The organism is Rubinisphaera italica (assembly GCF_007859715.1).
GTDB classification, from domain to species: domain Bacteria; phylum Planctomycetota; class Planctomycetia; order Planctomycetales; family Planctomycetaceae; genus Rubinisphaera; species Rubinisphaera italica.
The window spans coordinates 1849240-1863164 of the sequence record NZ_SJPG01000001.1; the positions used below are offsets into that span (position 1 = coordinate 1849240).

Genomic DNA, 13925 nt, shown 5'->3' on the forward strand with positions numbered 1-13925 from the left:
GGACATTCATTCTGGTACAGCTCTGGAAATGAGATTTCAGACTACGCTATAGCGGCCAATGAGAAAGATCTTCAGAGGACATATCTTGGAAGAGGGCTTCCGTATCTTCGAGCCCACATAATTCCGTTCCCTCTGTCAGCACGGCCGCAGTCCCGGCCGCAACACCATAGCGAACAGCTTCAACAATTGGTTGACCTTGAGAGAGGGCCACGACGGTTCCAGCGACCATGCTGTCCCCGGCACCAACGCGGCAGCAAGTTTTCACTGTAGGAGAGTGGAATTGCCAATGTCCTTGTTCGGTCGAAAGGATCGCTCCTTGAGCTCCTACTGAAGTGAGCACGATTTCAGTTTGTCTTTTTTGAATGATCGTTCGGGCCGCAGAACGAATCTGTTCATTGTTTTCGATTGATTGGCCAGCAAGTTGCTCCAACTCACGGAGATTTGGTTTAATCATGTATACCGACCGCTTCAAGATTTGATGCATGGCAGATCCACTCGTATCAACAATGGTTCGAGTGGAAGATGGGATTGAGTTGAATAAATCTTGAAGATCGTCGTCACTCAATCCAGGGGGCATACTCCCGCTGATCACGAGATAGGCTGGGGCCGAGCCGATCGAACTCAGACAAGCGGTACATGCTTGAAGCTCTTCGCGATGTAGTTCATGACCAGGCATACAAAAGCGAAAATGACGCGCCGTCGTCGATTCAAACACAATCAGATTTTCACGAGTCTGACCATGCACGGGAATTGGAGTATGTTTCACACCCTCTCGATCAAGCAGTTCTTGAAGCCGTTGTCCGGTCGGTCCTCCTTGGGTCCAAATGGCGTGAGCATCTCCATTAAGACGACGAATGGCACGAGCGACATTGATCCCTCCTCCCCCTGCGTAATACTTGGGAATTCCACAACGCAGTTTGAACTCGGCGACCACTTGAGCAACCTCACAAGTCTTATCGATCGTCGAATTCATCGTCAACGTAACAATCATCGGCATCAGTCCGCCTGTGAAATTCCTGGAAATATCTGTCATGGCGTCAGAAAGGAACTCATAACTCGAATTCAAGTGTCACAACCATTTTAACAATTCTCGGACAGGGCTTCAAAGCCTGTTAAGATGTCAAGAAATTCTTCGGTGATTTCTTTTTGGCGAACCTGATTGAATGTGCTTTGCAGCAAATGCAAGCGTTCTTCAATGTTACGCTCGGCGGCATGCATTGCGTTCATACTGCTCCCTTTTCGTAAGCTTAAGAATCGGCGCAAACGCGGAAAATCGGAACAAAGAGGTAATGTTGTGCGAGTACTGAGAGCCCTTTGATATCGATGAAAGAAATGCTTTGAGTGGCAATTGTGATTTTCTAATCACAGGGGAATCACACTCACTCATCACTCTTCCTGCATTGGCCGAACGCTATCGTAAAGCCGAACAACAAGATGATCAGATCCGCGTGCTCGAAAAACTGATAACGCTCTCCGAATCGAAATCCCATTTCAGTGATCTGGCCAATATTTACTGGCAACAAGGAATAATTGAAAAGTGGGTGAAACTGGCTCGAGTGATGCTCCAACTACTCCGCCAGGGATTGTTGACCACACACTGGGAAACTCAACTGGCCTACTATCACATGAACAGGAACGAGGAAAAGGAGGCGTCGGGCATGCAGAGCATTCCGCCAGATCTTATTCTAAAAATTCACTGGAAGCACTTGCGGTCGTGCAGTCGCATTTCAAACACTATGACGATGCAGAGGTCACGTTTGCCAAAGCATCAGAACGTTATCCTTTCTATTCCAAAGTCTGGTACCGTTGGGCTCAAGCCAACGGACGTGAAGACGTGAAAACTCCTGAACAGAAAACTTATGAATATTATGATTCACTCGGAGCTCCGGTGCTGTCATCGTCACTGGCAGAAATTTTCGACTTTTGCGTAATGAACAAGCAATCCGAGAAAGCAATTGAGGTTTTTCAAGCGATCAAACGCTACTCGGATATCAGTCCTCAATATTTGCTGCTGGCAATTATTGTGACCGACAAGCAAGGCGAGACCAAAGATCGTGATGCGATTCTGAAATACTTTAGCGAACTGAAAGACAGTAAGTCGCAAAGTATCAATCACGAATTGATCACCAACTTCGCGGACGATCTAATACAATTCATCTCCACCAAAGATATATCTAAGCTCGACTTGAATAAATTGGATCGCATGTTCAAAAAAGCTGATGCCAGCGTCAATGATCAACAAAGAATCGGGCTGGTCAGCGGATAATTTCTGAGCACGCGTGGGCATCAGGAGCAGGGCATGAAAGCGATTAAATTCTCAGCCTACATGGGGGGAGACATACCCTCAACCTGGAACGTGATGGCTCGCCAGTTATTAGGCAGGCAGGGTCAAGAAGTCGGACCGGGCAACAAGGGGATTGTTGACTAAGAACGATATGCTTTGACAAACAGCAGTGCTCTTTCGTATTCCGCATGACGAAAACTCGTCAAAAAACTCCACAATTTCGTGAGAAATAGCAGTGCAGAAAATCTCAGCCAGAAACCAGTTTCTTAAAGAAGGCTCCCTCGTTAACCGTAGGGCGTTCCGGACGCCCTTTGTAGTAATAGGTTAGGTCCATATTGCTGAGACCCATCATGTGCAGAATGCTGGCATGTATGTCGTGTACGTGAAGCCGATCTTCTACTGCTCGCAGGCCGAGTTCATCCGTGGATCCGATGACCTGCCCTCCTTTCACACCACCACCGGCCATCCACATCGTGAACCCGGTTGGGTTATGATCGCGGCCGTTGCCCTGCTCGGACATTGGTGTGCGACCAAACTCGCCTCCCCAAATCACAAGCGTCTCATCGAGCAAACCGCGTTGCTTCAGATCTTTGAGCAATCCCGCAACCGGCTTGTCCATCGCTTTACACAACTTGGTATGATTGGATTCGATACTATTGTGTGCATCCCAGCGGCTTCCTGCTCCATGATAAAGTTGCACGAAGCGCACACCACGTTCAACAAGTCGTCGTGCCAACAAGCATTGGCGACCGTACGACTCGGTCTCCTTCTGATCCATGCCATACAATTCTCGGGTTGATTGAGTCTCTCCGCTTAGCTCCACTGCTTCTGGCGCAGCGGCTTGCATACGAAAGGCAAGTTCGTAACTGCGGATTCGAGCATCCAGTTCTGTTTGCTGCGGATAGACGTCGGCAAACGATTGGTTCAGTGACCCCAGCAGCGAAAGCTTTCCTTGCTGAATACCGGAACTGATGCCTTCGGGAGTATTAAGATTGGGAATCGGCTGCGACCCTTCCGAGAGCAGCGTGCCTTGATAGTTAGCAGGCATGAACCCTGCGCTCCAGTTGCGCGGGCCATTAACGACAGTGCCGCCGCCATCCTGCATCACAACGAACGCAGGCAGATTCTGATTTTCGGTCCCCAATCCATAAGAAACCCAACTGCCAAGAGAAGGACGTCCCCCCAGCATTGAGCAGGTATTCATTTGACAGACACCAGCCGAATGACTATTTCCATCGGTCCAGCAGGAGCGAATTACGGCAATGTCATCGACACATTGTGCGGTGTGAGGCAGCCAGTCAGAGACCCAAGTGCCACTCTTGCCATACCGTTTCCATTTCCGTTTGGACTCCAGCAACGGTGCATGAAACTCACCCATGGCGGTGATCACGGTGCCAAAGCTTTCAGGAAGATGCTGTCCAGCTAGACGATTCAACTCGGGCTTGGGATCAAACGTATCGAGGTGGCTTGGGCCTCCCTCCATGAACAGAAAGATGACACTCTTCGCGGTGGGAGCGAAGTGCGGAACTGGATTTGCGAATGCAGTTCCGGCTTCTAATCGTGACGAAGATTCGGCAAGCAACCCAGCCAATGCGAGCGCACCAAATCCGGAACCGCTCTGGGTCAGAAACTCGCGTCGCGTTCGTGGAGTAATAATGTGATTATTCATCAGGCAGTCATTTTGGGGTGAGGTTAATCATCGCAGATGGGAATCATCGTACATATAAAAACTCGTTCGAGTTCAACAACACATGGCAGAGATCGATAAATGCAGCATAGCTTGAAGTGAACTTTGGGCCGCGTCCACCCAGTACAATGCTCAATCCATCAGGCCGACTCTCCTTGAGCAGTCCTGGATTGGGTTCAAATTGCCAATAGCCAATAGTCGAAGAGGTGAATTCTTCCGAGTCGTATAGAAGTTCTTCGTTAGGAAGAGCGACATTCGACAGACGAATATCATCGATCAGACCATCGAATCGGTCTCCGCCACGGCCCGAGCCAATGGTCAACGGATCGTGATTCGATACCATCGAGACTAACGGATTGGGGAATTCAATTGTAGATAGAGGGGCTTCGTCGTTGGAGAGATCCTTCAGATGGAAGGTAGTCTTCCCTGGAGTATCCGACGTTGCCATTTTCACGCTAACCGCAGCGTAATACGGTTTGTTGAATTCCAATTGGTGATCTGAAAACTGAACGACTTCCTGCTGCTGTCCATCTCCGTTTATACCGAAAATTTGCAATACAAGAGATTGCGGCTTACGACGTGAGCCCTTTCCTGAGATCCCCAACAGCCAGCCTGATCGGGAATCGAGTCGAGCCATCTTCGCGCCCAATGTTCTCACTGCTCCCGAATCATAGATCGACCGCAGTTGAAATATCGCCTCAAACGTAAAGTCGCCAACATTCAATCGCTCATGATCGGGAATCTGAAATTGCTCCTGTTTGGGATTATCCTCAAAGAGTATAGCCTGACCATGGCGGTGAGGAACCTGTCCGGTATGGACGTTGGCTGGCACTCCATCGTCCCGCCGATCATTGCTTCTGAGTTGTTCCTGGGTGTCAAGAAATAATTTTGCCTGATCGAGTTCATCCGCACTTGGTTCACGACCAAAGACTATCCACCATAATTTTTCCAAACTTAGCTGAGCATCGTCGTCGTTCGAGGACTGAGCATGAACACGCTCCGCAAGTGTAGTTGCGTGGGCCAGCATCACCTGGCTGTTAATCAACATCAGGGACTGAACTGGCGTAGTGGTAGAATCACGATTCGAACTACTTGTGATGAACTGCGGTAAGTCAAATACCTGCATCAACGGGTCGTGACTGTTTCTCATGACACGCGTGTAAATCGATCGACGGGGGCGATCCGCTGGAACACTCGGGCCGCCGCCAGCCGATTGGAGATGTCCCGTGACCGCGAAAATTGAATCACGGATTTGTTCAGCATCCAGCCGCCGCACATCTCCTCGCCAGTACCAGCGGTTCGTTGGATCCTTTTGTTGAAACTCCATCAATTGCGGATGAGAGGCTGACTGACGGTAGGTGGCGGAAGTCACGATTAACCGATGCAGACTCTTCATCTGCCATCCACCATCCAGAAATCGGCTGGTCAGCCAATCGAGCAATTGCGGGTGTGTCGGAGTGCCGCCAAGTTGACCGAAGTCACTGCTGTTCGCAGCCAAACCTCTTCCAAAGTGATATTGCCAGACACGATTAACGATATTGCGAGTTGTCAGCGGATTATCAGTTTCGGTCAACCAACTGGCCAGTTCCGCACGCCGCCCGGTGGTATTGGGGATGTTTTCCGGGGGAGAGATCGCAGGCTCATCAGGCTCCATAATTGTTGGAAAACCGGGAGCAACTTGAACTTTTTTCTTGGGAATGATTGTTGGAGGGGCTGCATCGCCAACGTCACTGATGATCATGGGGAGAGGCAAGTCTTTGGGACGCAGTTTATCGAACTTGGCAAGCTCTCGTCGCAGGGCCAGAAGTTCGTCTTTCTTCTCACCTTTAACCCGACCGTCAACTCGAGCCTGTTCGTGAAGAATCAGACGATTGGCAAACTGGAACAACTGCTGCTCGTGTGCAGTACGCTCTTCTGGAGATTTGCGAATGACCTCCTTCAAGTCGTCGGGATAGCGTTTAATGGTCGCCTCGAAGACTTCCAGCAGCGGTTTTTCCAGCAGGGTATCAATTTGCTTCTGGACCTCGCGTGTGTTCTCCTGGTACACGGCAAGCTGTGCGGCATACTTTGCTTTGTCTTCGGGAGTCGCTGCAATGACATCATCACGGGGCAATGTCGCTTCAAAAAATGCCCTCAAGCGAAAGTAGTCTTTCTGAAGTATTGGATCAAATTTATGATCGTGACAGCGGGCACACTGAAATCCGAGCCCGAAGAAGACATCTCCCGTGACATCAGTAACTTCGTTGAGGATTTGATCCCACTGCCCCCGAATGTCGGGGACATTGTATTCGAAGATTCCGTGCCGTAGAAATCCGGTGGCAATTAGCGCCGCAGGATCGTCGGGGAAAAGTTCATCTCCAGCCAGTTGTTCCTGTACAAAGCGATCGTAGGGTTTGTCTGTATTGAAAGACTCAATCACATAATCGCGATACCTCCAAGCTTGGGGCCGAAAGTTATCGGCTCGATATCCATCGGACTCCGCGTACCGCACCAGATCAAGCCAATGACGCGCCCAGCGTTCTCCATATTCTGGACGTGAGAGCAACTGATCGACTACGTTTTCGTACGCCTGTGGGTTGGTATCCTGTTCGTATGCCCGCACTTCCTCGGGAGTAGGTGGTAAACCGATGAGATCGAAATACAACCGACGCAACAAGACAGCACGATCCGCTTCTGGAGCTGGAACGAGTTGCTGCTCATCTAACTTCGCACCAATGAACTGGTCGATCTCGTTGTGGCACCACTCCTCATTTGCTAGTTGAGTTGGCGGAGCAGGATCAGTCACAGGCTGAAAAGCCCACCAGTTGAGTTCCTCCTGAGTGAAGGTTGGCCCTACCGGCCTCAGTTCGGCATCTCCATGATCGCCCGGCCAGGGTGCTCCCATCTCGATCCATTTATTGAGTACGGCAATCTGCTCTTCGCTCAGCTTCTGGGAAGGCGGCATCTCGTAAGATTCGTAGCGGACAGCCTCTATCAGTAAACTGGCATCAGGCTTACCTGGTTCGATTGCAGGCCCCGATTCCCCTCCCAGTTGAAGTGCACTGCGGGAATCGACACGCAATCCTCCTTTGGTCATCTTTTCGGAATGACACTTGTAACACTGTTCAATCAACAGAGGCCGCACGTGCTTTTCGAAGAACTGGATCTGCAACGATGTCGGCTGCTCATCACCCCAGACAACATTTGAGATCGGGCTGTTCATCAACGATAATACGAAACCAATCAGCAACAGGAATGACTTCTTCTGGCAATACATGGATGTCAATCAGTTTGTTCAAAGGTTGGTAGTTGTTCCGCAAGTGAGGACTCGCTCGTCCACAATTTAACAAGATACGATAATCCAACCAATGCGTCTACAACTCATTGAGCCGCGTTTGGAACAGCGATCAGAATTTCAATTTCAGACTAGCCGTTGTGCGATATTTCTCTGAGCCTCTTTGATATCGATGAAAGGGTTGCCTGGAATGAGAATTGTGATTTTCCTATGGCTGGGCAATTACACTCACTCTTTTTCACATAGAGGATCACAATGCTTTTTCTCGGTATCAATCATCATGCATTACAACTGACCATGTTGAGCAACACCGGAAAACAAATCGAGCTCTGAGTTGTCAGGGGTGCGAGGATTTGGTCGCGATCGAGGTTTAGAATTCGAAGTTGAATAATGGAGCACAGATTTCGAGAGAGCAGGGGACTGAAATTCGGGACCGATTTTCTAAACACTGTAGGCGATTGAGTGACCAGCCACGACCATAATGTTAAACTCTCGGCCTATCTGGAACTCGGACAGAATACAGCAGAATGTCATGACAAACAGCACGGAAATACGTCGGCGGCTTGATCAAGTCGTTTCAGCGGAAGGTGGCCTAATGCAGTTTAAAAATACTTCCAGAGTTCGATTCTACCTGCATTACAACGTCTGATCTGGTGAATACGAGAGCGAGCCCCGGGTACCGCAGTCCCAATTTTGAACTACTAAATCAGATTGGATTTGCTATTGTCCTCATATCGTATTCTGGCCTAAAAAATAATCGTTATACTTGAGAATACGCCTCAGTTCAGTCATTACGAACTCGAATCCAATGATCTGTAAATTTCAAATGGGGTGCGACTTCGACCTTGGGCATGTGACAGTCGAGACAATCGTTAGAATCTGGTTTATTCGAGCACGTCACAGAAACAGGAGAGTTCTCGCTGTGGCACTTCCGGCAAGTCTGAACGTAGTCTAAAGCGATCTTGCTAGCTGGCGCATGAGGATCATGGCATGTAGTACAAGTCAGATATTCAGCAGAGCCTGGTCGAGCCTCCGGGTGAAAACAGGGACTGAGAGTCAAACCAACACTGGCTAGCCGAGGTAAATCTGTCTCCTGAGTCGTCAGATCTTCCGGGTTCATTTCATCTGCACGACGATGGCATCCCCCGCATCGATTCACGGATTCCATGGCTGTCATTTTTGACCAGTCAAGCCCCCATTGCCCGTGGCTTTCGTTACCGGACTCCTGTGACTGGAGGTGTTTTACGGAGCCGGGATGGCATCGATCACAGCTCACACTTGGCTGAACGGTATCTTCTGTCAAACGAGACTCTGTTGGAACGATGTTCGTGATATGGCAACCAAAGCAATTCATCGTTTCAGCATGGTCACTCAGTTTGCCAATTCGTTCGACTCCCGACAAAGAGTCGGCATTTGTATTCTGCCCTAATGTAGGTCCAAGTTCATTATTGGGATACCAGGATGTTCGTAGCTGCACCAGTTGGTCTTTACCTTGAGCATTCGAAATAAGACTTACTGGGGTCATTGCATGCGATCCAGAGCCAAACACCCAGTCTACCTGAACCGGTTCTGGATAATTTGAATGATGATAATGCAGGCGTCCTCCATGTACTCGAAACTCAGCTTTCTCATGCTCATTTGCGTACGATTTGTCTCCAAATCGAGAAAGCACGAGCGGATCCGTACCTGATAGCAATGTGCGAGAATGAGGAGCCCCCTGAAATCGATCGACATATTTTTCGTGGCATGTTTTGCAAGATTGTGCCGATGGAGGGACCGAATCCGCTCGCCAACTGGGGGATACTGCTTTATTCTGATAGGCCCCTGAAAATAGGTTGTACAGACAGAACAGCAGTGTACCGGTTATTGCAATTAGAAAAGGAATATGTTTCATAATCTGGTTTAATTTATGGAAAGTTTATTTATCATATAACGAGCCAAATCACTTGCGTGAGTTGACGAGTCCAACCTAATTGCCTGCTCAAAGTAGTTCACTGCTGCAGCAGTTTCTCCCAGTTCCGTTGCAATGAGTCCACAAGCATAACGTGCCTCAGAAGTGGCAATTGGTTGCATATCTTGCAAAGCAGACATTAGCTCTCCTTGCTTGTAGTTCTCAATCCCACTGATCCAAGCCGCTTCGTTATTAAAATTAGGGAGCTCTATCCATCCATTCCGTTTCAGTATGTCTTCTTCGTTTTCCAATACAGATTCCTCAAGGATTAACTGCATCCGAAACAAACTCGCTCGTCCCGAGTGGATTCGTTCTTGTACTGCTTGCTGTTTTATGGTTTGGAGCCATTCTTCTTTCAAATATTCGCTTCCAAAAAATCGACGACAGCTGAATATGATGCGCGACGCAGCAAAATTCATATTCATCGCTTGGAATACTGCAATTTGTTCCTGCAAAGGTTCAAGGGATGGTTTTCCAGATAATATTCCAGAGAGATCAATTGGCTCGTCAGCTATTGACGGAGCAGAAAGATCAAATTTCCATGGTCCTGCCTCAAGAAATGTCCTCAGTTTTAAGGTCTCTACAATTTGTTGGCTTAGAAGCGGATCTCCAGCCCGAGCAAAGATGAGCACAGGAGGCGTTAAAGAAAGTGGCTTCCAGCGTTCTTCTTCCAGCGACCGAATAATGTTGATTCGATCTGTTGAAATCGCGAGTAGTCTCGTCTCACGTTTCTTCAGCGGAAGAAACCATCCTAGTCTCTCACCGAGATTGGTCAGCTGAGTTTCACGGATCCTCAAATCAAGCGAATGATTCATTAAAGCCCAGTCTCGCGCTCTACCCTGAATCAATGCACGAGGCGGGTAATCATGCAATCTCATTTTATTGCTTTGTGAAATACATGCTGTGACAAAAGCCGCCTCTTCTGTACCTGCGGCATAGATGCTGTCCTCCAGACGCGGGAGCATGGAGAACTGGCTGGTCTCCTTGCCACCAAATGAGGAATCGATTCCGATTCCCATACGCATCGATCCCGCTGGCCATACATTTAAGATGGAGAGTGAAGACATTATCAGCATGAGCAGACTTGCTGCCACAATAACGACCGCTTTGGGCTCGTGTGACTTGTGATGATTTGCATCAGCCTTTTCAAACAGGATTTGCTTCGTTACCAATATCGTCGCAATCAGAGGGATTAGTTGACAGTTCAGTACACCGATCATCAACAGGATCGCACTCGTTCCAAATTCGACGGGACGCCTCCTCAGGTTCTCTGCCAACACGCTAGCCCCAAGACCTAAATAACCGATCGTTAGTGGGCTCCATTCCAGTCGCAAAAGTTCTCCGTAATTCAATTCCTCCAGTACCCATCGATCTTCTGTTAACCAAGGAAGCAATAGCCTGAAGGAATCATGAAAAACGAAGAGGCCACGTGGGCAGCACACAAGCCCCAAGATGATCATCGCAAGCCGAACAAGTGCAAGCTTCCAGTTGACTGCAGAACTCGATAGACCCGTTCTAAAAACCATAGCGAAGAGAATGAGCAGGCAATGACCTCCCACATTAGCCCAAACTAGCGATAAGAAGAACCAGCAGATAAGCCTTCGATTGAGACTGAATGTGTTATCGAGTGCCGCGAGGCGATAAGCCAATACTGTCAGTATCATTTCCAGAACCAGCGAGGTCGGTTCCAGAAATGGTTCGACAGCAAGCAGCCAGAAACTCATGAAAACGAAAAACTGAGGCTGCAGCAGAAAAATTTTCCTCCCGATCAGTAATAGAAGGAACAAACTCGGGATAGCGAGCCGGGCAACTATTAAACCAAGTTCGTTGGGGATCAACGAAAGTCCATAACTCGCTAAACCGCCCAACCAGTCGGCCTCTGAAGCGTACTCGTCCAGTAATAGATCTTTTGAAGGCGTCCACGAGCCAGCAACGACCCAAGCACCACGAGAAATATCCCACGCAAGAGGCTCATTCCGGACTGTTTGCAGCGAACAAACCAGCAAAACGAGGCCAAAACAGAGACGATTCAGAACATTTAGCATTTGCCTGCCTATCGGCAGTTGAATGAAACTGATGAATTAACATTCTTATTTAGGAGCGGCTACTACACGCAAGGCGGCCGATCCTTCTTCAAATGCTTCTTTGACAGCGTCATTCGAGCCATTGTTTTCTGCTAATTGAATTGCTTCTCGAAACTGTTTTACGGCTTTCTCCTTAGCTGCTGATCGTTCTTCCGAATCGTATCCCGATGGGAGTTGAGATGATTCGAACGCATCAAGAGCCAATTTGAATTCGGGATTCTTTAGTTCGGCTTTGGCGGTTTTAATATCGCCGAAGCCGACAGCCGTACCAATCGGCATCAATATCTCATCGCTTTGCAATGCTTTGAGTTCAGGCCAATCTGGATATTCCTCGTTAATTCGCATTTCCTTGGCAGGATCCGAACATCCAAGTGAAAAACTAAAAAGACTCAACAAAACCAGCATTGAACAGAATTTATTCACAGAGAGAGACCTTCAAATCAATAGCATTATGATAAAATAGACAGACAAAAAAAATGCACGGAAAGAGATATTTTCCGTGCAAAATTGATTCTCCGAGAGTGTTCAAAACTGAATAGTACTAGCTTCGCCACCCTGTCGTGTTGTGGTGTTGCGGTAGACGCCTAAATCGATATTTTCAGAAATGAAATGAACGGCTCCATCCCCAAATAATGCCTGGACACCCCCTTTGTGCAGACTTGAAGCAGCACGCCCATTGCCGCCTCCATTGTGACCTGAGCCATTCAGGTATTCATTGTTCCATGAGACTTCATCTTTAGCCGGATCGTTTGGTGGACGATTCGAGTCAGCTTCACATCTCCCGGACGTGAACCAGCGTCCGCATCGGTTAAGTTTGACTGGTCCACCCCCGAGTCGGTCAAAAGGCTTGCCACGCCAAACTTCAATGACTGCGATCGTATTACTCGTTCCGTCAACAATATCACGAAATCGAGGCGGACGTTGAGTCGACATCAGACCGAGTTGAGCGGTATTGGTCGTCGTATGATTTGGTGTGGTTGATGCCATCGCCGCATAGTTAGTACCGGCAAAATTACCATCGACTTTCTCAAAAGTTGCATCTGAGGGACAGAGGTAAGCATTGATGACTGTCCTCATCTCATTGATTGGGGTAATTTGTCCTCCCGCACACCCAGAAGTCAATATATGCTCTGTAAAATCGATTGAGTCGTAGATGGCGGCCTGCTCAACAAATGGTAAAATAAGTGATTTCCACCCCCAGCCACCAGGACGTTGCCAAGTTGCAGTACACGTTCCCGCGAAATTATTCATATCAACAATACGAATCGGAGGCATGATTCGGTGGGTATCGTGGTAGTTGTGTAACGCCAGACCAATTTGCTTAAGATTGTTTTTACACGAGCTTCGTCGGGCAGCTTCCCGGGCTTGCTGGACGGCCGGAAGCAACAGAGCCACAAGAATGGCGATAATTGCTATCACTACGAGTAATTCAATTAGCGTAAAAGCTTTCGACCTCTGTTGATTTGCGTTTGAAACAAACATGGGGCGTCCTCTTTAAGAAAATAGAAACTATTAATTCGAGGGATGGTGAAAAACCTCATAACGATAAGACATATCATTATTCTTAGATGTTAAGCATTCAGATTATTAGATTGATCTAACCCTGTCAACAAGGCATGCTGAAATTCTATTTAAAAATGTGAAGATACCCATAATCGTCCTGATTCGAATTACTCATTCGTTTTCTCGCCTTTTTTCCATTTTTTGCAGGTAAATAAGTTCGATTTTTTCAAATGCAGTCTTTGCTTCGCTGCGATGACCACATCCAGATGCAGCCCGCGCAAAAGCTCCTAAAAAACGGATAGCATTTTCGCCCGCCTCGTATCGATCCTTAAGTAGCTCATATGCTTCTTCAGGCTTCTTGCGATACATAAGGATATCAGCAGCAATCAGTGGTGGATCAAGACGTTCAGGGCTTAGCTTCATTGCTGACTTCGCATGTTCAAATGCCTTATCGAGATGGCCTCTCTCTCTCTCTACTGCTGCTGCGGTCTCTTGCACAAAACCATTCTTTCCGTCAGTACGCAAACACCAGCTCACATGTTCATAAGCCAACTCAATCTGGCCACTCTGCAAATAGGCAAAACCGAGCAAAGAATGAGCAACATAATGCATTGGCTCAATACGAATCGCCATTTCTAGTGGTTCTCTCATCTCGTCAAACCGTCCCAGTTCTTCCAAAGCCCAGGCATGAAGCAAATAGGATTCGATCCGATCTGGCTTCAGTTCTATGGATTTTACGATATGAGGTAGAGCTTCCTGAAAGAATCTTTGATCTGAGTACAATTCTGCCAGTGAAAGCTCCACTGCAAAGTCATCCGGATAATCGACATGCAGTCTTTTTAAGATAGATTCTGCCTCAGACGATTGCTGACTCATGATGAAGATTGCTGCCATTCGCTTTTGAGTTTCCAGATACAGTGGAGATTCTTTTGGAATTAGCTGGAATTCCTGCAAAGCCATCTGCTTGTCGAGCGAGAGAAGCTTCATCGCTAATTCGAATCTGGCCACAGAATCTTCGGGCATTGACAACAGGTGCTTTCTCAATGCCAATATGCGAATCATGTCTGGTTGATCGGATGTGTCAGACACATCACTAGCGGCTTGATCTCGCTCAATCCGATTGGGTTCACCATCATCTTTCT

General features: G+C 48.0%; 11 protein-coding genes. 2 read left to right on the top strand and 9 right to left on the bottom strand.

The window, feature by feature from the left end; translation table 11 throughout:
• Positions 1 to 46: 46 nt before the first annotated feature.
• Together Pan54_RS06865 and Pan54_RS06870 are read right to left on the bottom strand one after the other, a co-directional pair.
• Positions 47 to 997, bottom strand: a complete 951-nt coding sequence (locus tag Pan54_RS06865; protein WP_165441628.1) for a 1-phosphofructokinase family hexose kinase — start codon at positions 995 to 997, stop codon at positions 47 to 49.
• An 83-nt stretch (positions 998 to 1080) separates the two neighbouring features.
• Positions 1081 to 1227 (bottom strand): F0F1 ATP synthase subunit gamma, encoded by a 147-nt coding sequence (locus Pan54_RS06870; protein WP_146502788.1) that lies wholly within the window; start codon positions 1225 to 1227, stop codon positions 1081 to 1083.
• Between the two features lie 310 nt (positions 1228 to 1537).
• On the opposite strand from Pan54_RS06870, the gene Pan54_RS06875 reads away from it, so the two are divergent.
• The gene (locus Pan54_RS06875; RefSeq protein WP_146502789.1) at positions 1538 to 2266 is read left to right on the top strand and encodes a hypothetical protein; all 729 of its coding nucleotides are present in this window, start codon (positions 1538 to 1540) and stop codon (positions 2264 to 2266) included.
• 33 nt (positions 2267 to 2299) lie between these two features.
• Positions 2300 to 2428 (top strand): hypothetical protein, encoded by a 129-nt coding sequence (locus Pan54_RS26530; RefSeq protein WP_261343167.1) that lies wholly within the window; start codon positions 2300 to 2302, stop codon positions 2426 to 2428.
• A 103-nt stretch (positions 2429 to 2531) separates the two neighbouring features.
• On the opposite strand, the gene Pan54_RS06880 is transcribed toward Pan54_RS26530, so the two are convergent.
• From Pan54_RS06880 to Pan54_RS06910, 7 genes are all read right to left on the bottom strand, one after another.
• Positions 2532 to 3953 carry a DUF1501 domain-containing protein gene (locus Pan54_RS06880; RefSeq protein ID WP_146502790.1) on the bottom strand — a complete coding sequence of 474 codons (1422 nt, stop codon included), beginning with the start codon at positions 3951 to 3953 and terminating at the stop codon, positions 2532 to 2534.
• Positions 3954 to 3996: 43 nt separating this feature from the next.
• Entirely contained in the window at positions 3997 to 7227 is a 3231-nt protein-coding gene (locus Pan54_RS06885) for a DUF1549 domain-containing protein (RefSeq protein ID WP_207310066.1), read from the bottom strand.
• Positions 7228 to 8029: 802 nt separating this feature from the next.
• Complete coding sequence (locus tag Pan54_RS06890) at positions 8030 to 8917, bottom strand: cytochrome c3 family protein (protein ID WP_165441629.1); 888 nt, start codon at positions 8915 to 8917, stop codon at positions 8030 to 8032.
• A gap of 230 nt (positions 8918 to 9147) precedes the next feature.
• On the bottom strand, positions 9148 to 11241 hold the full coding sequence (locus Pan54_RS06895; protein ID WP_146502792.1) for a hypothetical protein: 2094 nt from the start codon (positions 11239 to 11241) through the stop codon (positions 9148 to 9150).
• Positions 11242 to 11286: 45 nt separating this feature from the next.
• Positions 11287 to 11625: a hypothetical protein gene (locus tag Pan54_RS06900; RefSeq protein WP_146502793.1), complete on the bottom strand. Its 339-nt coding sequence runs from the start codon at positions 11623 to 11625 to the stop codon at positions 11287 to 11289.
• A 180-nt stretch (positions 11626 to 11805) separates the two neighbouring features.
• A complete protein-coding gene (locus Pan54_RS06905; RefSeq protein ID WP_146502794.1) occupies positions 11806 to 12762 on the bottom strand; it encodes a DUF1559 domain-containing protein in 957 nt (318 codons plus the stop codon).
• Between the two features lie 192 nt (positions 12763 to 12954).
• Complete coding sequence (locus Pan54_RS06910) at positions 12955 to 13743, bottom strand: tetratricopeptide repeat protein (RefSeq protein WP_146502795.1); 789 nt, start codon at positions 13741 to 13743, stop codon at positions 12955 to 12957.
• Between the last annotated feature and the right edge of the window lie 182 nt (positions 13744 to 13925).